Source organism: Pseudaminobacter salicylatoxidans (assembly GCF_003148475.1).
Lineage (GTDB): Bacteria > Pseudomonadota > Alphaproteobacteria > Rhizobiales > Rhizobiaceae > Pseudaminobacter > Pseudaminobacter salicylatoxidans.
On the sequence record NZ_QGGG01000001.1, the window covers coordinates 301081 to 321285 of the forward strand.

17 protein-coding genes are annotated in these 20205 nt (G+C 64.9%); 15 read left to right on the plus strand and 2 right to left on the minus strand.

What is annotated here, in order from left to right; all coding sequences use genetic code 11:
• Positions 1 to 4 precede the first annotated feature (4 nt).
• From C7441_RS01320 to C7441_RS01335, 4 genes are all read left to right on the plus strand, one after another.
• On the plus strand, positions 5 to 1249 hold the full coding sequence (locus C7441_RS01320; RefSeq protein ID WP_019172420.1) for an ABC transporter substrate-binding protein: 1245 nt from the start codon (positions 5 to 7) through the stop codon (positions 1247 to 1249).
• A gap of 2 nt (positions 1250 to 1251) precedes the next feature.
• A complete protein-coding gene (locus C7441_RS01325; RefSeq protein WP_019172421.1) occupies positions 1252 to 2043 on the plus strand; it encodes an ABC transporter ATP-binding protein in 792 nt (263 codons plus the stop codon).
• Between the two features lie 134 nt (positions 2044 to 2177).
• Positions 2178 to 3401 carry a phenylacetate--CoA ligase family protein gene (locus C7441_RS01330; RefSeq protein WP_109611375.1) on the plus strand — a complete coding sequence of 408 codons (1224 nt, stop codon included), beginning with the start codon at positions 2178 to 2180 and terminating at the stop codon, positions 3399 to 3401.
• Positions 3402 to 3523: 122 nt separating this feature from the next.
• On the plus strand, positions 3524 to 5482 hold the full coding sequence (locus C7441_RS01335; RefSeq protein WP_109611376.1) for an FUSC family protein: 1959 nt from the start codon (positions 3524 to 3526) through the stop codon (positions 5480 to 5482).
• 30 nt (positions 5483 to 5512) lie between these two features.
• Here C7441_RS01335 and C7441_RS01340 read toward each other — a convergent pair whose 3' ends face one another.
• Positions 5513 to 6028, minus strand: a complete 516-nt coding sequence (locus C7441_RS01340) for a MarR family winged helix-turn-helix transcriptional regulator (protein ID WP_109611377.1) — start codon at positions 6026 to 6028, stop codon at positions 5513 to 5515.
• Between the two features lie 231 nt (positions 6029 to 6259).
• On the opposite strand from C7441_RS01340, the gene C7441_RS01345 reads away from it, so the two are divergent.
• From C7441_RS01345 to C7441_RS01380, 8 genes are read left to right on the plus strand one after another with little or no spacing between them, the layout of a single operon-like run.
• Positions 6260 to 7288 carry an ABC transporter substrate-binding protein gene (locus C7441_RS01345; RefSeq protein ID WP_109611378.1) on the plus strand — a complete coding sequence of 343 codons (1029 nt, stop codon included), beginning with the start codon at positions 6260 to 6262 and terminating at the stop codon, positions 7286 to 7288.
• 53 nt (positions 7289 to 7341) lie between these two features.
• Complete coding sequence (locus tag C7441_RS01350; protein ID WP_109611379.1) at positions 7342 to 8430, plus strand: ABC transporter ATP-binding protein; 1089 nt, start codon at positions 7342 to 7344, stop codon at positions 8428 to 8430.
• Positions 8427 to 9278 carry an ABC transporter permease gene (locus tag C7441_RS01355; RefSeq protein WP_109611380.1) on the plus strand — a complete coding sequence of 284 codons (852 nt, stop codon included), beginning with the start codon at positions 8427 to 8429 and terminating at the stop codon, positions 9276 to 9278. Before C7441_RS01350 ends, C7441_RS01355 begins: the two co-directional genes overlap by 4 nt.
• Entirely contained in the window at positions 9275 to 10063 is a 789-nt protein-coding gene (locus C7441_RS01360; RefSeq protein WP_109611381.1) for an ABC transporter permease, read from the plus strand. Before C7441_RS01355 ends, C7441_RS01360 begins: the two co-directional genes overlap by 4 nt.
• Positions 10064 to 10082: 19 nt before the next feature.
• On the plus strand, positions 10083 to 10904 hold the full coding sequence (locus C7441_RS01365) for a polysaccharide deacetylase family protein (RefSeq protein ID WP_109611382.1): 822 nt from the start codon (positions 10083 to 10085) through the stop codon (positions 10902 to 10904).
• A complete protein-coding gene (locus tag C7441_RS01370) occupies positions 10901 to 11656 on the plus strand; it encodes an SDR family NAD(P)-dependent oxidoreductase (protein WP_109611383.1) in 756 nt (251 codons plus the stop codon). Before C7441_RS01365 ends, C7441_RS01370 begins: the two co-directional genes overlap by 4 nt.
• Before the next feature lie 16 nt (positions 11657 to 11672).
• Entirely contained in the window at positions 11673 to 12431 is a 759-nt protein-coding gene (locus C7441_RS01375) for an SDR family NAD(P)-dependent oxidoreductase (protein WP_109611384.1), read from the plus strand.
• 26 nt (positions 12432 to 12457) lie between these two features.
• Positions 12458 to 13858, plus strand: a complete 1401-nt coding sequence (locus tag C7441_RS01380; RefSeq protein WP_109611385.1) for an amidase — start codon at positions 12458 to 12460, stop codon at positions 13856 to 13858.
• A 14-nt stretch (positions 13859 to 13872) separates the two neighbouring features.
• Here the strand turns inward: C7441_RS01380 and C7441_RS01385 are convergent, their stop codons facing one another.
• Positions 13873 to 14811: a LysR family transcriptional regulator gene (locus C7441_RS01385; RefSeq protein ID WP_019172434.1), complete on the minus strand. Its 939-nt coding sequence runs from the start codon at positions 14809 to 14811 to the stop codon at positions 13873 to 13875.
• 119 nt (positions 14812 to 14930) lie between these two features.
• Between C7441_RS01385 and C7441_RS01390 the strand changes: the two genes are divergently transcribed.
• From C7441_RS01390 to ade, 3 genes are all read left to right on the plus strand, one after another.
• Positions 14931 to 16733: an adenine deaminase gene (locus C7441_RS01390; protein ID WP_109611386.1), complete on the plus strand. Its 1803-nt coding sequence runs from the start codon at positions 14931 to 14933 to the stop codon at positions 16731 to 16733.
• A 46-nt stretch (positions 16734 to 16779) separates the two neighbouring features.
• The gene (locus tag C7441_RS01395; protein ID WP_109611387.1) at positions 16780 to 18183 is read left to right on the plus strand and encodes an NCS2 family permease; all 1404 of its coding nucleotides are present in this window, start codon (positions 16780 to 16782) and stop codon (positions 18181 to 18183) included.
• A 70-nt stretch (positions 18184 to 18253) separates the two neighbouring features.
• Entirely contained in the window at positions 18254 to 20041 is a 1788-nt protein-coding gene (gene ade, locus C7441_RS01400) for an adenine deaminase (protein WP_109611596.1), read from the plus strand.
• The last annotated feature ends 164 nt before the right edge of the window (positions 20042 to 20205 follow it).

A 20205-nucleotide genomic window follows, 5' to 3' on the forward strand; every position in this document is an offset into this window, starting at 1 on the left:
ATTCATGAAGTGGTTCAGGAAGCACCTATTCGCATCGGCGCTCATGGCGGGCATGGCCGCCGCAGGCGCGGCCCATGCCGAGGACGGCACCATCAAGTTCGGCCTGCTGCAGGATTTCACGGCCGTCTACACCTTCGTGTCGGGTGAATACAATCAGGGCCAGCGAGACTATCTCACGCTGGTCAACCAGGAAGGCGGCATCGACGGGCAGAAGTTCGAGGCCATCGTGCGCGACACCGGCAACCAGCCCCAGCGCGGCATCGAGGCCTATAACCGCGCCAGGGAGGAAGGCGCGATCCTGTTCGACTTCCTTTCCACGCCCGTCTCTCGCGCGCTGGTCGACAGCGTTCTGAAGGACAAGGTGGTGATGATCACCCCCGTCCACGGCCGTGGCGATGCCTCTGACGGCGAGACCTTCCCCTACATCTTCCCGATGATGGCGACCTATTGGTCGCAGGCCACCGTTCTGGCGAAATATCTGGAGGACCATGGCGGGCTGGAAGGCAAGAAGATCGCGCTGGTGCATATCGATTCGCCCTTCGGCCGCGAGCCGATCCCGGTGCTGGAGGACCTGGCCAAGGACAAGAAGTTCGAGTTCAAGGCCTTCGCCTATCCGAGCCCCGGCAACGAGCAGTCGGCGACATGGAGCGAGGTGCGTCGCTTCCGTCCCGACAACGTGCTGATCTGGGGTGCAGGCGGCGGCCAGCCGGTTTCCGTGCGCGAGGCCATCCGCAACGGCATTCCGCCCGAGAACGTGCTGTCTGTGGTGTGGCTTGCCGAAACCGACGCCAAGAATGTCGGCGCCGATACCATGAAGGGCGTCAAGCGCTTCGAGGCGGTCGCCACCGGCAAGGACAATCCGATCCTCAAGCGCATCCAGGAGAAGGTGATCGACGCCGGGCTTGGCGCGGGCGAAGCCGCCAATGTCGGCACCAGCTATTACAATATCGGCGTCGCCACGATGGCGGTGGCGGTGGAAGCCGCGCGGCAGGCGCTGCAGTCGGAGGGCGCGCCGCTCACCGGCGAGAAGCTGAAGGCCGGCTTCGAGAAGATCAAGGACTTCAACGCCGAGGGCCTGATGCCGGCCGTGACCATCACCGCCAAGGACCATCAGGGTGGCGGCGCGGGCCGCGTGTCGCAGTGGAACGGCGAGGCCTGGGAGCCGGTCTCCGATTGGGGCGCGGCCTATCAGGACATCGTCCAGAAGGAAATCGCCCACGGCGCGGCCTCCTTCAAGGAAGGCAAGTAACCATGCCCCGGCTCGCCCTTTCGAATGTGGAAGTCGTCTACGACAAGGTTTTCCTCGCGATCAAGGGCGTGTCGCTGGAAGTCGGGGAGGGCGACATGGTCGCCCTTCTCGGAGCCAACGGTGCCGGCAAGAGCACGACGCTGAAGACCATCAGCGGCCTGCTCGGGCCCGAGCGCGGCGCCGTCACGCGCGGCGAGGTGTCTTTCGGTGAGGCCGACCTCTTGCCGCTCGGTGCGCCCGATCGCGTGGCGTCGGGGCTGGTGCATGTACTGGAAGGGCGGCGCATCTTCGGCCATCTTACGCCGGACGAGAACCTTGTCGCCGCTTTTCGCGCAGGTGGTTCGGCGGCGCGTCTCAACGAATTGCGCGAGCGCGTCTATGCCTATTTCCCAAGGCTGAAGGAGCGCATGCGCTCCAAGGCCGGCTATCTGTCCGGCGGCGAGCAGCAGATGCTGGCCATCGGCCGCGCGCTGATGACCGAGCCGAAGCTCATCATGCTCGATGAGCCCAGCCTCGGCCTGTCGCCGCTTCTGGTGCAGGAAATCTTTGCGATCATCCGCGAGATCAACAGCCAGGAAGGCGTCAGTGTGCTGCTGGTCGAGCAGAACGCTTCGGCCGCGCTGGAGATCGTGCACTCGGCCTATCTGATCGAGAACGGCCACATCGTCATGAACGGCACGGCAGAGGTTCTGAAACAGAACCCCGACGTGCAGGAATTCTACCTCGGCGGCACCGGCAAGGTGAACTATCACGAGGTCAAGCACTATCGCAGGCGCAAGCGCTGGCTGGCGTGAGCCGCAGCGCCTGAGCCTGGAGCGTTTCCTGTTCCGGAGGCGTCGGAACCGCTCCATCTATTTGTTTTACGTATTTCGCGGCGAGCAAAACCGCTTCGCACTTCGCCGGAAATGCTCTTAAGGAGACACCCGCCATGGCCGAGTTCTACGATGTGCAGGAAGGCGCCGACCCCCAGGCGCGCGAGGCCAGCCTGTTCGCCGCGCTGGTGCAGGCGCTGGCGCGGGCCAAGGCGGACCAGCCCGCCTGGGCCGGGCGACTGGTGGGCATAGACCCCGCCGCCATCACCTCGCGCGCCGCCCTGCAATCCCTGCCGGTGCTGCGCAAGTCGGACCTTGCGGGCATGCAGCGCGCCAACCCGCCCTTCGGCGGGCTCAATGCGACCCCGGTGGGCGATCTGGCGCGGCTGTTCATCTCGCCCGGATCGATCTTCGATCCCGAAGGCCACGGCAGGGACTGGTGGGGGGCGGCGCGCGCGCTCCATGCGGCGGGCATCAGGCGTGGCGACGTGGTGCTCAACACCTTCTCCTATCATCTCACTCCGGCCGGCGCGATGTTTGAGAGCGGGGCGCATGCGCTGGGCTGCGCGGTCATCCCCGCCGGGCCGGGCAATACGTCCGAGCAACTCGCGGCGATCGCGCATTATCGCCCGAACGCCTATATCGGCACGCCGGACTTTTTGAAGATATTGTTCGACAAGGCCGAGGAGACCGGCCAGCCGGCCGACAGCCTGCGCCGCGCGCTGGTTTCGGGCGCCGCCTTTCCGCCATCGCTGCAGCAGGAGTTTTCCGCGCGCGGCGTGGCCGCGCGCCAGTGCTACGGCACGGCCGACCTCGGTATCGTTGCCTATGAGGGCGACGGGCCGGGCATGGTGGTCAACGAGGGCGTCATCCTCGAGATCGTACGCCCCGGCACCGGCGAGGCGATGCCAAATGGCGAGGTCGGCGAGGTGGTGGTCACAAGGCTCAACCGCGACTATCCGCTGTTCCGCTTCGCCACCGGCGATCTTTCCTGCATCATGACCGAACCGGCCACCGACGGGCGCACGAACCACCGCATCAAGGGCTGGATGGGCCGCGCCGACCAGGCGACCAAGGTGAAGGGCATGTTCGTGCGGCCCGAGCAGATGGCGGCCATCGCCCACGCCATGCCGGAGCTTGGCCGTCTGCGGCTGGTGGTGACGCGCAGCGACGAGCAGGACGTCATGACGCTGCGCGCCGAACATGGCGCGGGAGTCGAGGGTTTGCGCGACAGGCTTGCGGCCAAGCTTGCCGAAGTCACGAAGCTGAAAGGCGCGGTCGAGATCGTGTCGCCCGGTTCGCTGCCGAATGATGGCAAGGTGATCGCCGACGAGCGGTGAGGGCGGGTCGCCGTCCGATTAGACTTGACGTGTTCCCGCCTTGCGATTCATTACGCGATGGATCGAAAGGCTGAGGCTTTGACTATCCCGAAATCCCGACATCATGACTGCACCGCCATCAGGTGGCTGACGCATCCGGCCGCCGCATGGAGGTGGTGCGGATGCTGAGCGACATTCGGGAGCGCGGGCTTGGCGAGTGGCTTGGGCTGGACCGGCAGTCCGTGGGAACGGCCCTGCGCCTGGCGCTTGCGGCAATCGTTTCACTCTCCATCGCCGCCATGCTGCATATCGAGAATGCCTATTGGGCGGCCATGCCGACCTGGGTGCTGTTGCAGGCGACGCGCGGACAGTTCATCGAGCGCGGCGTGTTCCGCATATTCGGAACGATGCTTGGCGCGGCGGTCGGCTTCGGCCTCATCCTGCTGCCGGTCGATCCGCTGGTCCAGTGCGCGCTGCTGGCGCTATGGATCGCCTTTTGCGCCAGTCTGGTGCAGATTCTGCGCGGCATGCATTCCTATTGGGCGCTGATGGCGGGCATGACGGCGCCCATAGTGCTGGTGCCCTCGGCCATGGCGCTGGATGAGCCGCTGCATATCGCGTTCGCACGCGTCGAGTGCACGTTGATCGGCGTGATCGTGGTGGCGTTGGTGTCGGGCCTGTCAACGCCGGTGGCCCCGCGCGAAGCCTTCTATCGGCGCGTGCGCCTGCTGTGCGCCGATGCGGTCAGCTATGCCGAGCACATGGTGCGCGGGGGTGCCGGCAGCGAGGCGCAGGAGCGCCGGATCCTGACTGAAATGAGCGAGATCGACCAGGCCGCGCGCCCGGTCCTGGCAGGCTCGCTGGAAGGGTACAGACGCCTGCGCCATATCGATACGTTGATAACGGCCTCGCTGGGCGTCATGGCGGCGGCGCAAGCCTTGCGTGTCCGCTCCGGAGTTGAAAATCCGGAGGTTGCCCGGCTGGCGGAACGCATGCAGCGCTTTTCGGCGACGTTGCGGGCGGAAGAACATACCCATCATCTGTTCGACGAAGAATCCATCGGCACCATTCCGGGGCCGGGTCGCCGGCTGGAGCGGGCGCTCGCGGACCTCGACAGTGCGCGGCTCGCCCTTGCCGGATTGATGGACAATGGCGGCGCCGACATTGCGCGGCCGTCGGTGTCGATCCGCCCGGACCGGGATTGGCCGCTGGCGATCCGGGCGGGAGCCGCCACCGGTGCGCTGACACTGGTTGTCCTGGCAATCGGCATCATGCTCGATGAACCCATGCTGACATTCGGCATGCTCGGCATGTGCATCTATGCCATGCTGCTGTCGTCCATGCCGGTGCCGCAGCAGATCGCGCCCAAGCTGATCGGTGGCGCAGCCATCGGTGTCGCGGTGGCGACGGTCTATCGGCTGACAATCGCGCCGCATGCGACCACGCCCTTCCTGCTGGTGGCAAGCATTGCGCCTTTTCTTGTCGTCGGCGGTTTCGTGCGGGCCAGCCGTCGAACCGGCTTTCAGGGCGTGGAAGCCAATATGTCGTTCCTGATGGCGAGCCAGGCGGGTACGGGGGCCGCACCCGTCGCCGCCGTCTTCGCCACGTCGCTGTCATTGCTGGGCGCTGCCACCCTCGTCTCGCTGGTGTACATGCTTTTGCCGCGCCGGGCAGACCGCGACGCTGCACGCATTTCAGCGGCCATCCGCCGCGATCTGGAGCGCATGGCGGCTGGACCCGGCGATGTGGCTGCTGCGCAGTGGCATGCACGGACGAGTCGGCGAACGCTGAGGCTGATGTTGCATCTGGCGCGGGCCGGAAAGCTGGGCGACAGCGCGCCCTCCGGCCTGCTCGGCGCGCTCAATCTGGGCCATGCTGTGGCCGCCATGCAGGACATCGCGGCCGACCCGATGACGGACCGGACAACCCGGCAAAACATCTGGGAGGCGCTGGAAACCCTGCGCAGCCTCGATGGCGATCCGCGCCGGACGGCTGAAAGCATGATGAAGTGGTCGGCGCAAAGTACCGAACCGCTGGCATCGTTGTTTGCCGAAATCTCCGCAGCCTTGCTGCGCGCCGAACCCTTGCTGACGGCCCGGTAAAGGCGAGGCTGTTTCTCAGGTTGTGTTACTTTAAAGACCCGACGCAGCGATCATCATGGCGAGCGCATCGGCCGTTTGCTTGTGCGCGTCGGCGGACAGCACCGCGACCAGTTTCCGCTCCGTCTCGGCATGATCCTTCATGGCCACGTCGGCTATTCTCAGGCCTTCCTCGGTGAGTTCGACGATGACGCCGCGTCCGTCGCGTTCGTCGGCCATGCGGCGGATAAGCCCGTCCTTTTCCATGCGCCTCAGCAGGTTCGACAGGCCGCCGGAAGACAGGAGAAGCGTTTCCAGAAGTTCGCCCGGAGACATGCGATAGGGACTGCCGGCAACGCGTAGCGTGGCGAGCACTGCATAGGTTGGATATTTCAACCCATGCCGTGCCAGCGTGCGGTCCACCGCGCGCAGGATGACATCGTGCAGATGCAGAATGCGGCCGACAATGGCCTTGCCGGAACAGTCGATGTCCGGGCGCTCGCGCTGCCACCGACTCATGCCGCGCGCGATAAGATCGTTTGCCCAGATTTCGGCGTGGTCAGCTTTCATTGTTTCTCCGGAAGCATCTTCAGCACCGGCATGCACCCTAGCGCGGACTGAAGACGATACAACATGGTTACCCTTTGAAGGCCATTCGCGCAATCTATCTTTCATTTTTCTTTCTTGAAAGATATTTTCTTCCATGTTACGTCGCTGGACCAGCGCAAGGCCCGAAGGCCGCGCGAGCCGATGGACGATAAAAGTCGCGTACCGGCATCCTCACATCGAATGGGAGCGAAAATGAAGATCACCAACCGCATTGCCAAAGCCGCCGCGCTTGCCGCCGTGGTGCTGCTGCCGTCGGCCGCACTGGCCGAGGAACTGGTCGTCGGCGCCTTTGGCGGTTCTTTCGCCGATAACGCCAAGGCCTGCTATGTCGAGCCCTTCGAGAAGGCGACCGGCGCAACCGTCACGCTCAAGCTGGCGAATTCCTCGCAGCATGCCGCCTCGGTTCGCGCGACCGCCGGCCAGTCCGACATGGACGTCGTCTTCATGGACGACGCCTTCGCCGCGCAACTCAAGAACGAGGGTCTGACCGAGAAGCTCGACCGCGCCAGGCTGACCCATGCCGACGAGATCGTTTCCGACGCCTGGGGCGTGGACGATTCCTACGTTGTGGCGATGCTGAGCGCGACCACCATCGTCTACAATCCGCAGACCGTGGCCACGCCGCCGACCTCGTGGAAGGACCTGTTCGGCCCGAAATATGCCGGCCGTGTCACCATCGGCGACATTTCCGGAACCACCGGCTGGCAGTTCCTGATGGCTGTCAACAAGATGGAAGGCGGCACGATTGACGACATCACGCCCGGCCTGAAGGCCATCAAGCCGCTGGCCCAGAATTCGGTGGTGCTCTACACGCAGGCTGACCAGGTGATCTCGCTGTTTGAGCGTGGCGAGGTGGACATCGCCGTGTGGTATCCGGATCGCGCCGGTGTTGCCGCGCAGAAGGGCCTGCCGGTGGCGGTCGCCTATCCGCAGGAAGGCGCTGTCGCCATCAAGCCGAGCGTGGTCATGCCCAAGGGCACGCAGAAGGGCGATCTCGCGCTGAAGTTCATCGATCAGGTGCTGTCGGCCGAAAGCCAGAAGTGCTTCTCCGAAGCCGCCTTCATCGGCTCGGTCAACAAGAACGTAAAGCTCTCCGACGAAGTGTCCAAGGTCGTCCCGACCGGGGATGTGGTCAGCAAGCTTCTGTTCCTCGACCCCAGCACCATGTCGCAGAAGCTGCCCGACTGGACGCGCCGCTGGCAGCGCGAAGTCGCGCGCTGACAAGCTTTGACCGGTGGCGGGCAGCCCCCGCCATGGAACCTCCGAGGTAGATCGTGAGCAGCCTGAAACTCGACCATCTCTCGAAGCACTATGGCGAGGCCGTGATCGTGCGCGACCTGTCGCTGGCGATCGGCAATGGCGAGTTCGTCTCGCTGCTCGGTCCGTCCGGGTGCGGCAAGACGACGGTGCTGCGCATGGTTGCCGGGCTGATCGCACCGACCGGCGGCAAGATCACCATCGGCGACCGCGACGTGACCACGCTGCCGCCGAACAAGCGCCGCATCGGGCTTGTGTTCCAGTCCTACGCACTGTTTCCGCACCTCACCGTGTTCGAGAATGTCGCCTTCGGCCTGCGTAGGCAGGGCGTGAAGGGCGCAGAGCTGGAAAAGCGGGTGAAGGATGCGCTGGCGCTGGTGCGGCTCGACGCCTTCGGCGATCGCTATCCGCGCCAGATGTCGGGCGGCCAGCAGCAGCGCGTGGCCATGGCGCGTGCCATCGCGCCGCGCCCCGACGTGCTGCTGTTCGACGAGCCGCTGTCCAATCTCGACGCCAAGCTGCGCGACGAGATGCAGATCGAGCTGAAGCGGCTTCAGCGCGAGCTTGGCATCACCACGCTTTTCGTGACCCACGACCAGGCCGAGGCGCTGTCGCTGTCGGACCGCGTCTGCGTCATGGCGCATGGCAATATCGAGCAGTTCGCCTCGCCCGAGGACATTTATCACCGCCCGGCGACCGCTTTCGTGGCGAGCTTCATCGGCAAGCCCAATCGTCTCACCGGCAAGGTCGCGAACCGAAATGGGGCAGGCGGCACTGTGGAGATCGGCGGCGGGTTGACGCTGAATGCCGACCGGCTCGACGCAGCCGCCGGCGACGCGGTCGAGCTGTTCCTGCGGCAGGAGGCGATCGAGCTGCGCACGACACCCGCAGAGGCTCCGACCAACTCCATTCCCGGCATGGTGCAACTGCGCTCCTTCTCGGGCGCTCATGTGCAATATGTCGTGCGCATCGGCGCCGACACCGAAATCGTGGTCGAGGCGCCGTCGAGCGGTGCTGCGAGCAATCTGGAACAGAATTCCTCTGTCTTCCTCGCGGTCGCGCCTGCCAATGTCTTTGCGCTGGCCGCAAAGGGGGCGCGGCCGTGAGCAACTGGAAGGCAGGCATCCTGCTGTTCGGGCCGCTGGCGCTCTTGCTCGTCGGCGTTTTCCTGATTCCGGTGCTGCTCCTGGCGCCGACCAGCTTTCACGAATATTCGCCCGGCATGGGCATCGTCGCGGACTCCTGGACGTTCGAGAACTACATCCGCATCGTTGCCGACGACTATTATCGCGAGGTCGTGTGGCGCACGCTCTATCTCGGGCTCGGCGTCACCGTCTCCTGTCTGCTGCTGGGCTATCCGGTGGCCTATCTCATCGTGCGCGGACCAGCGCGGCTGCGCCTGCCGCTGACGCTGCTGGTCATCTTCCCGCTGATGCTCAATCTCGTCGTGCGTTCCTTCGGCTGGATCGCGCTTCTGTCCAATCGCGGGCTGGTCAACAATTTCCTCATGCAGCTCGGCGTCATCGGCGCGCCGCTGAAGCTGATGTTCAACCTCACCGGCCTGATGATCGGCATGACCCACATCTACCTGCCTTTCATGGTGCTGATGCTGGTGGCCGCCCTGCAGAACGTGCCGCGCGATGTGGAAGCCGCTGCCGCCACGCTCGGCTCCAGCCGCAGGCATGTCTTTACCTCGGTAACGCTGCCGCTGACGGCGCCCGGCATCATCTCCGGCTCGATCCTGGTCTTCGTGCTGACCATCAGCGCGCTGGTCACGCCGCGCATGCTGGGCGGGCCGACCTACAAGGTCATGGCGACGCTGATCTATGACGAATACATGCAGCTTCTCGACTGGCCGAGCGGCTCGGCGCTATCGTTCTCGCTGACGGTTATCGCCATTGCCATCATCTGGGCTTCCAGCCGTATCACCAAACGCTGGGCGGGCATGGCATGAACGAGAGCAAACCGGGCTTCACCATCACCTCGATCGCGCTGCTGGTCATATTGTTCCTGCAGGTGCCGGTCATTGTCGTGGTGCTGGCGGCCTTCAGCACCACCTCCTACCTGACCATTCCGCCGCAGGGGCTGACCCTGAAATGGTTCGCCAAGGTGTTGAGCGACCCCGTCTATCTCGACGCGATCCGCATCAGCATCATCCTTGCGATGGGTTCCACGGTCATCTCGCTGGTGTTGGGCGTGGCGGCGGCTTACGCGCTGTTCAAGCGCATGCTGCCGGGCACCGAGGCGCTGACCTCGTTCCTGATGGCGCCGCTGATCTTTCCTTCGGTGGTCATTGGCGTGGCGCTGCTGCAATATTTCAGCCTGATCGGCTGGCGCGGCAGCTTCGCTTCTCTGCTGCTGGCGCATGTCGTCATCACCGTGCCCTATATCGTGCGCTCCGCGCTTGCGAGCCTTTCCGGCATCGACATGTCGGTGGAGGAGGCGGCGCGCGTGCTGGGCGCCAACGGCTTCACCGCCTTCCGGCTGGTCACGCTGCCACTGATCAAGCCCGGCCTCGTCGCGGGCGCGCTGTTTGCTTTCGTGACGTCGATGGAGAACGTACCTGTCACCATCTTTATCGCCAGCGCCAAGCAGACGACGCTGCCGATCCTCATCTTCTCCTCGGTGGAAATGGGCGTTGACCCAAGCATCGCCGCGGTCTCGACGCTGCTCATCGTGGCCACGGTTTTCGTGCTGTGGCTGGCCGAGCGCTGGACCGGCTTCCACCGCTTCATCTGATAGTAAAGCGAGTACCGACATGAGCTTGACGAGCAAGGGCTTTCCGCTGTTCCTCACATTCGATCTCGACGCCGAGACCATGTGGACGGCGCGCGACCCGTCCTATGCCTCGCGGCCGATCCTGATGTCGCAGGGCGCCTATGGCTGGAAGGTCGGCACCGGCCGCGTGCTGGAACTGCTGGCGCGCTACGGCGTCACCTCCACCTTCTTCGTGCCGGGTCTCGTCATCGACCAGCGGCCCGAACTGATGGAGCAGATCCTGAAGGCCGGCCACGAGATTGCCCACCACAGCTACAGCCACGCCTGGATTCTCAGCCTGACGCCCGAGCAGGAGCGTGAGGAGATGGAGAAGGGCATCGAGGCGATCCAGCGCGTTACCGGCCGCAAGCCGCGCGGCTGGCGCTCGCCCGCGGCCGAGATCAGCGCCGTCACCATGCCGATGCTCGTGGAATACGGTTTCGACTATTCCTCCAATTTCTTCGACGACGACTCGCCCTACCTGCACACGGTGGAAGGCAGGAAGACCGATATCGTCGAGTTGCCCTTCCGCTGGGTGCTCGATGACGCGCCGTTCTTCCAGTACTCCATCGTACTGCCCGGCCGCACCATGCAGGCGCCCTCGGCGGTGGCCGAGGTGTGGAAGTCGGAATTCGACACGCTCCATGCCGAAGGCCGGATGATGATGGTGGGCATGCATCCGCAGCTCATCGGCCAGCCCTCGCGGCTGAAGGCGCTGGAAGCGCTGATCGAGCACGCGCTGAGCCACCCGAACGTCTGGATCGGCCGCTGCGACGAGATCGTTGACGACATGCGCCCGAAGCTGAAGGCAGCCGGGCTGTGAACCAGGGGTTTGCAGGCCGCCGTATCGTCGTGACGGGGGCGGCGCAAGGCATCGGCCTCGCGACCGTGGAACGTTTCGTGACGGTCGGTGCGAAGGTCGGCTGCCTCGACCGCGATGCGCAGGCTCTGGCCGCGCTTGCCGAACGTTTCGACGCCGAATCCATCCACACGGTTGTTTGCGACGTGGCCGTTTCGGCCGAGGTGACGCGGGCCGTTGACGCCTGCGCGGCAATGCTTGGCGGGCTGGACGGCGTGGTCAATTCGGCGGGCGTCGATCTGGTGAGCCCGCTCGAGGCGATCAGCGACGACGACTGGGCGCGCATTTTTGCCGTCAATCTCAACGGTCCGATGCATGTCTGCCGCGCCGCCTTCCCGCATCTGCGCGCGGCAGGTGGCGGCACCATCGTCAATGTCTCGTCAGGCGCGGGGCTGCAGCCGCTGCGCCATCGCAGTGCTTATTCGGCGTCGAAGGCGGCATTGCAGATGTTCTCCAAATCGCTTTCCATGGAAGCTGCCGAATTCGGCATCCGCGTCAACACGGTCTGCCCCGGTGCCGTGGAAACGGCGCTGCTGCATTCCAGCATCACCGAGGATGCCGAGGCTGCCCTTGCCGCGATCCGCGACCGCTACGCGCTCGGCCGCATCGCCTCGCCGGACGAGATCGCGGCGGCGATCTTCTGGCTGTCGGGGCCGGAGTCGTCCTACGTCACCGGCACGGCCATGGCCGTCGACGGCGGCCGCACATTCCATTGATCTGGGGAACCGAGCCATGAGCGCAGGGACGGGTCGTTTCGAAGGCAAGCTGGCCATGATCACCGGTGCCGGCAATGGCATCGGCGCGGCGACGGCCCGGCGTTTCGTCGAGGAAGGCGCTTTCGTGGCCGCGATCGACCTCGACGCCGCCGGCTTGGCTGAGGGCCTGGGCGACCTGCCGCAGGGCCGCGTGCTGACCATGGCCGGCGACTGCACCGACGTCACTTTGCTGGAAGCCTTCCATGCGGCGGCGACGCAAAAGTTCGGACCGGTCGATATCCTCTTTAACAATGTCGGCCAGAGCGGCCGCGAGCGCTCCGCCCCCTTCCATGCATCGCAGGAAGATGTCTGGCGTTTTGTCTTCGAGGTTTCGCTGTTCAGCACCATGCGCTTGTCGCGGCTGGTGACGCCTGCCATGCGCGAGCGCGGCGGGCGCATCGTCAATATGTCGAGCGACGCAGCTTTCGTCGGCGATGCCGGGCTGGTGGACTATGCGACGGCCAAGATGGGTATTGTCGGCTTCACGCGCTCGCTGGCGCGCGAGCTGGCGCCGCATGGCGTCACCGTGAACGCGGTCGCGCCCGGCGCCATCCGCACCCGCGCGCATGACAAGATGCCAGTGCAGGTGCTGGACCGCATCAAGGCCGCGACCCCCACCGGCTTCGTCGGTGAGCCAGAGGACGTCGCCGGCGTGGTCTGCTTCCTCGCCAGCCAGGACGCGCGCTTCATCACCGGCCAGACGCTGCTGATCGACGGCGGCCGCTGGATGATCTGACCGAATTTTTTCCGCCGGAGGCCGCCATGACCGAGATTGCCGAACTTTCCGCCGTCGCGCTCGCTGCCGCGATCCGCGAAAAGCAGATTTCGCCGGTCGAGGCGGTGGATGCCGCCTTCGCACGCATCGAGGAACGCGCCGACCTCAACGCCTTCATGGCGCTGGCGCATGAGCGCGCCCGCGAGGAAGCCGAAGCTGCCGAGGCTGCCGTCATGCGCGGCGACGAGCTTAGCGCGCTGCACGGGTTGCCGTTCTCGGTGAAGGACCTGACTACCACCGAGGGCATCGCCACCACGCAGGGCTCGGCGCTCTATGCAAATCAGGTGCCAGCGGCGGATGCGGTCGGTGTGGCCCGCGCGCGGGCGGCGGGTGCTATCGTCATCGGCAAGACCACGACGCCGGAATTCGGCCACAAGCCGTTTACCGAAGGTCCGTTCTTCGGTCGCACGCTCAATCCGTGGAACGCGGACTACACCTGCGGCGGCTCCAGCGGCGGCGCGGCCGTGGCGGTGTCGGCCGGCATGGGGCCGCTGGCGCTCGGTACAGATGGCGGCGGCTCGATCCGCATCCCCGCTGCCTGTTGCGGTGTTGTGGGCCTGAAGGCGACGCTCGGCGTCATCCCCAATCTGCAGGCGCCCGATCTGTTCGGCGCGAATTCCTATGTCGGGCCGATGGCGCGCAACGTCGCCGACACGGCGATGATGTTCGACGTGCTGGCCGGACCCGACCGCCGCGACCCGTTTGGGCAGGCGGCAGCCGCGCCGATTGAACGCGATGCGGGAAAGCCGGTGCGCGTCGGTTTCCTGTTGAAATGCGGCAATGTCCTCGACCCGGAGGTCGAGGCCGCAACCGTCGCGGCCATGCGCAAGGCCGAGGCGCTGGGCATGCAGGTGGAGCCCATCGAGCTCGATTTCGTCTCGATGGAAGAGCCATTCCTGGTCGTGCTGCGCTCGCTGCTCTGGGCGCGCGTCGGCAAGGCGCTGGAACAGACGCCCGAAAAGCTCGATCCGACGCTGATCGAGACCATCAGGGCGGGCATGGGCTATACGGCGGCCGATCTCTGCGAGGCTCAGTTCGCCCGCACCGCCTGTTTCGGCAAGGTGCAGCAGGTGCTGGAGCGCTGCGACGTCATCGCCTCGCCGACGCTATCGGCCCCGGCGCTGCCGGTCGGGCTCGATCCGCTCGGTCGCGTCGAGATTGCGGGCCGCGATGCAGGTACCATTCGCGGCGCGTGGTATCCTTATACGTTCCCGTTCAACCTGACCGGTCATCCGGCGCTGTCCATCCCTTGCGGGCTGTCGTCCACCGGCTTGCCCATCGGCCTGCAACTGGTCGGGCGCTGGCACGAAGACCGTTTCCTGCTCGACTGTGCTGCGAAAATCGAAGAAGCGATCGGCTTTTCCGCTGCCCCTCCGTTGCCGGCGTGAAGCCGGGAAGGTCGCTATCCGACCTTTTCGACATAGTAACGTGGGATCGAACGGCGCTCGCGGTCGCGATAGAATTCGATGCAGAATTCCACGAAAGCCTTGAAGCGGCGCGAGACGTGGCGCCTGCGCGAATAGATCAGGTTGATTGCGGTTTCGGGCGAACGCCAGTCGGGAAGCACCGGCATCAAAAGATCGTTCTGGCACTCCGTCTCGACGAAGAAGCCGGGAAGATAGGCGATGCCTTCGCCGGCCACGGCGAAATATTTCAGCGTCCAGTAGTCGTTGGCCATGCAGGTGGCGGGCGGCAGGATATTCATATCCGAGCGCTCGCCTCTCGCCAGATACCAGGATTGCGGCCGCGTCGGCTGGCGGAAGATCAGCCCCCGATGCGTGGACAGATCATCGGGCATCTGCGGCGTGCCGTGTCGGGCCAGATAGGCGGGGCTTGCATAGAGGCCGTATGAGGCCGTCGCCAGCCGCCGGCTGATATAATCGACATCCGATGGCTCGCCCCAATGGAAGATGCCGTCCAGCGCCATTTCCGTGACATCGGTGAAAGGCTGGTGCGTGGTCAGGAACACCACGTCGAGCGCGACCTGCGGATATTGCTGGCGGAAGGCGTAGAGCAGTTCCGAGGTGATGGTGGTGCCGAACTCACCGGTGGAGCCGACACGCAGCGTACCCGCCACCTCCTGGCGCATCTCCGCCATGGCGGTCGCGGCGTCGTCGCAGCTTGCCTGGATGCGCCGCGCATGGCGCAACAGTTCCGAGCCCGCGTCGGTGACATGCAGATGATGGCCCTCGCGCACGAACAATTCCACGCCGAACTCGTCCTCCAACTGTCTGATCCGGTGGCTGATCGTGGATTTCGGCAGCCGGTGCAGTCGCGCCGCCGCCGAAATGGAGCGGGCGTCGGCCACTTTCACGAAGCAATCGATGACGGAAAGGTCCATGCGCGGCTCACTTTTCGTTCAAGAAATTGGACGATCTGTCCCACAAATATCCAGTTTCGGCCAGTTGTGCAAACGATCCGCTGTCGAAATACTCCCGGCCAAACTAGGGAGACTCTCAAGTGACGGATATTCGGGAATTCATTCGTGCGGCATCGGGCAAGGAGGCCAAGGCAACGCTGGCGGTTCGCGGCGGACGGCTGGTGAATGTCGTATCGGAAGAAATCTATCAGGCCGACATCGCGATTTATGGCGAGCGCATCATTGCGGTGGGCGACATTTCCGACCACATCGGACCCGACACGAAAATCGTCGACGCCACCGGCAAATATCTCGCGCCCGGCATGATCGACGGTCATCTTCATGTCGAGTGCTCGAAGCTGTCGCTGACCAGCTTCGCCAAGGCCGTCGTGCCGCTCGGCACCACCTCCATCGTTTCGGGCCTCGACCAGATCATCGTCGTGGGCGGCCCGGATGCCGCGCGCGAATTCCTCGATGAAGCCAAGCAGACGCCGCTGAAAGTGTTCTGGGGCGCGCCGTGCAAGACGCCCTACACCATGCCGCGCTCGACCGTCGGCCATTACTTCGGCCCGGAAGACCATCTCGCCACGCATCACTGGCCCGAATGCGTCGGCATCTGGGAGACGGTGCGCGAATTCATTCAGGAAGAAGACGCGGACGTGCTCAAGGCGCTGGAGATTGCCGAGACGAGCCGCCTGCCGGTGCTGGGCTGCTGCCCGATGACGCGTGGCGCGCGCCTCAACGGCTACATGCAGTCGGGCGTGCGCGCCGACCATGAAAGCTACACGCCGGAGGAAATGCTGGAGAAGCTGCGCGCCGGCATGCATGTCGTGGTGCGCGAATCCTCCATCTCGCACTTCCTCAACGACAATCTGCGCATCGTCACCGAGATGGGCGTGAAGGCCCTGCGCCGCATCAGCTTCTGCACCGACGACGTGGTGGCAAGCGACATCCTTTCGCGTGGCCATCTCGACAACATGGTGCGTATGGCGATCGCCATGGGCATTTCGCCGATGGCGGCGATCCAGATGGCGACCATCAACGGCGCCGAGGCGCTGCGCATCGACCACAAGGTGGGTTCGATCTCGCCCGGCCGCATCGCCGACATCCTGATCGTCGACGACCTGCGCAATTTCGGCGTCGAAGCCGTCATCGCCAATGGTGCGGTAGCTGCGCGCAACGGCAGGATGGCAGTTGAACTGACTCCGCCGGTGCGTAGCGAGGCGCTGCTGAAGTCGGTGAAGGTCAAGCCGGTCACCGCCGACGAAATCGCCCTGCCTTACGCGGGCAGCGGCGACGCCGCCGACGTGCTGGCCATCGCCGTGACGCCGGAGAAGATCTTTGTGCGAACGCGCCGCGACGTGAAGCTGCCGGTCAGGGATGGCAAGGTGCTGGCCGATCTCGACCAGAACGTCCAGTACGTCACGGTCGTTGAACGCTATGGCAAGACGCAGAACCGCCCGGTCGCCTTCACGAGCGGCTTCAACCTGAAGACGGGCGCTATCGCCAGTTCAACCGCGCCGGACGACAACAACATCATCTGCATCGGCGCCAATCCCGAGGACATGGCCGTCGCCATCAACCACCTCATCGCCAACAATGGCGGCCAGGTGGTGGTGAAGGACGGCAAGGTCATCGAGTTCCTGCATCTGCCCATCGGCGGCATCGTCTCCGACATCGACCCGCAGGAAATGGCCGCGCTCGAAACCCGGCTGGACGACGCGGCGCGTGCGCTGGGCTGCGATCTGCCATGGCCGTTCATGTACATGTTCGTGCTGCAGATCACCGCGATCCCGGATTATGCGATCACCGATCTCGGCGTGGTCGATTGCGTCAATCTCGAGGTCATCTCGCCGCTTCTGCCGGAAGCCGGCGCATCGGCCAGGCCGATCGCGGCGGAGTAAGGGGATCATTGTGCGGCTCGATGAAGTTCAATAAAGGGGAGGAGAAATGAACTATCAATCGAACGTCGCGGCGAGCGCCGGAAGCCAGGAAAAATCCTGGCTTCATGGTTTTCTCGACCGTTTTTTTGAGATCAGCCGCTACGGATCGACGGTCCGTACCGAGATCATCGCCGGCCTGACGACATTTCTGGCGGCGTCCTATGTCATCGTCGTCAATCCCTCGATCCTGCAGCACGCCGGAATTCCGTTTTCGGCGGGCGTCACCGCGACCGTGCTGGTGAGCTTCATCGGCAGTTGCGCCATGGGCCTCTATGCGCGAAGCCCGATCCTCGTTGCGCCCGGCATGGGCATCAACGCGCTGTTCGCCTACACGATGGTGATCGGCGCCAAGGTGCCGCTGGAGATCGCGCTGGGTTGCGTGCTCTGGGCCGGCGTCCTGTTCACCATCCTCGCCGTCCTCAACCTGCGCACGGCGGTTATCGAGGCAATCCCAGCCGATTTGCGCTATGGCATAGCCTGCGGCATCGGTCTTTTCATCGCGCTGATCGGGCTGGAGAACGCGAAGTTCATCGTCGCCAACCCCGACACCATCGTGGGCCTGACGAGTTTCAACCCCGTCACGCTGACCTTCATCGCCGGCTTCATCGTCACCGTTGCGCTGGTGGTGCGCCGCGTGCCCGGCGCGATGATGGCGGGCATGATCATCACCACGCTCCTTGCCATTCCCATCGGCCGCTGGTGGGGCGACGGCAGCGCCTTCTGGCCGGATACGCCCGACCTGCACACGCTGGTCAACTGGGACGGGCTCTTCGCCGCGCCGGACTTCAGCTTCGTCGGCAAGATCGACGTGATGGGCGCGTTGCAGGTTGCCTATGCACCGTTCATCTTCGTGTTCCTGTTCACGAATTTCGTCGAGGCGCTGTCGACCTTCCTCGGGCTTGCGGAAGCCGCGAACCTGAAGGATGAGGACGGCATGCCGCGTAACGTGAAGGAATCGATGCATGTCGATGCCGTTGCAGCACTTATTTCCGCTCCTCTCGGCACCAGTCCGGCAACTGTCTATCTGGAATCGGGCGCGGGCATCCAGCAGGGTGGACGCACGGGTCTCGTGGCTCTCGTCTCCGGCCTTCTGTTCCTGCCCTTCCTGTTCCTGTCGCCGCTGCTCTCGCTGGTGCCGGCGATCGCCACCGCGCCGGTGCTGATCCTGACCGGCCTGTTCATGTCCGAGCCCATGGGCCGCATCAACTGGTCGAGCATCGAGGACGCCATCCCCGCCTTCCTGGCGATCGTGCTGATCCCGCTCACCTTCTCCATCACGCTCGGCCTGTCGCTCGCCATCATCGGCTTCGTCGTGCTGAAGCTGGTGGCCGGCAAGGCGCGCGAGGTGAGGCCGGTCATGTGGTTCGTGGCCGTGCTTGCCGCCATCCTGGTGATGCAGGTCCAATACTGAACACGAAGGGCGGGCTCGCGTTGCGAAGCCCGCCCTTATTCCATCCGCGACTTGAAAGGACATGCAGGACATGCTGCAGCCATGGTTTGAAACCGCCCCGCGACTGGTCGACGTGGCGATGGGGCGCACGCCGGCCGATCTGGTGATCCGCAATGGCCGCTGGGTCAACGTCTATTCCGGCGAGATCGTGCCCAACACGGACATTGCCGTTTGCGCCGGCCGCTTCGCCTATGTCGGGCCTGATGCCAGCCACACGATCGGCGAGGGCACCAAGGTGGTCGATGCGGCCGGGCGCTATCTCGTGCCGGGTCTGTGCGACGCCCACATGCATGTCGAAAGCGGCCTGGTGACGGTGACGGAGTTCGCCCGCGCCGTCATTCCGCACGGCACCACCACCATGTTCATCGACCCGCACGAAATCGCCAACGTGCTCGGCCTTGCCGGCGTGAAGCTGATGAACGACGAGGCACAGAGCCTGCCCATCAACATTCTCGTACAGGTGCCGAGCTGCGTGCCGAGCGCGCCGGGGCTGGAGCGCGCGGGCGCCGAACTCAGCGCTGATGACGTGCGGCAGGCGCTGGGCTGGCCCAACGTCATCGGCCTCGGCGAGATGATGAATTTTCCCGGCGTCGCCGCCAACGATGCCAAGATGGTGGCCGAGATTGCGGCCACGCAATCCGCGCGCCTGACGGTGGGCGGGCACTATGCCTCGCCGGACCTCGGCCGCGCCTTCCATGCCTATGCTGCCGGTGGTCCTGCCGACGACCACGAGGGCACCACGGTCGACGACGCCATCGCCCGCGTGCGGCAGGGCATGCGCGCCATGCTGCGCCTCGGCTCGGCCTGGTATGACGTCGCCGCGCAGGTGAAAGCGATCACCGAACGCGGCGTCGACTCCCGCAATTTCGTGCTTTGCACCGACGACAGCCATTCCGGCACGCTGGTCAATGACGGTCATATGAACCGCGTGGTGCGCCATGCCATCGCGCAGGGGCTGAAGCCGATCACCGCGATCCAGATGGCAACGCTGAACACCGCTCAGCATTTCGGGCTCGAACGCGAGCTGGGTTCGATCGCGCCGGGCCGCCGCGCCGATCTCATCATCACGTCGGACCTCGCAGAACTGCCGGTCGAAATGGTGTTCGCGCGCGGTGAACTGCTCGCCGAGGGCGGCAAGCTTGCCGCCGACATTCCGGCCTATGACTATCCGGATAGCGCCAAGAACACGGTGAAGCTCGGCAAGAAGCTGACCGCCACCGATTTCGACATTGCCGCTCCGGGCGCATCCGAGGTGAATGTGCGCGTGATCGGTGTGGTCGAGAACCAGGCGCCGACCAGGGCGCTGGAGCGCAAGCTGCAGGTCGCGAACGGGCTGGTGCAGATGGACCGCGCCAATGACGTCTGCCAGATCGCGCTGGTCGAGCGCCATCGCGCCACCGGCGAGGTGGTCAACGCCTTCGTCTCCGGCTTCGGCCACACGAAGGACTGCGCCATGGCCTCCACCGTGGCCCATGACAGCCACCACATGATCGTGGTGGGCACCAACAAGGCCGACATGGCGCAGGCCGCCAACCGCCTGCAGGAGGTCGGCGGCGGCATCGTCATGATCTCCGGGGGCAGGGAGCTGGCGCTGGTCGAACTGCCGGTCGCGGGACTGATGTCGGACGAGCGCGCGGAAGTTGTGGCGGTCAAGGCGGGCCGGCTGGTTGAAGCCATGCGCGAATGCGGCTGCGAACTCAACAACGCCTATATGCAGCACTCGCTGCTGGCGCTGGTGGTCATCCCTGAACTGCGCATTTCCGACATGGGCCTGATCGACGTGACGAAATTCGCCAGGACGGACGTCATCATCGCCTGATGATTGCGCTGCCGGCGGCGTCCCTTCGCGCCGCCGGCAGCGCGCTCTCGGCACTGGTATTCCCTGCTCGCGGCCTGGCGCGAGTCAAACGCCCCACGCGCGCCCACGACACCGCCCGGCTGGTCATAGCCTCGCCGGATTCCCTCCGGAGGCTGGTGCTTCTG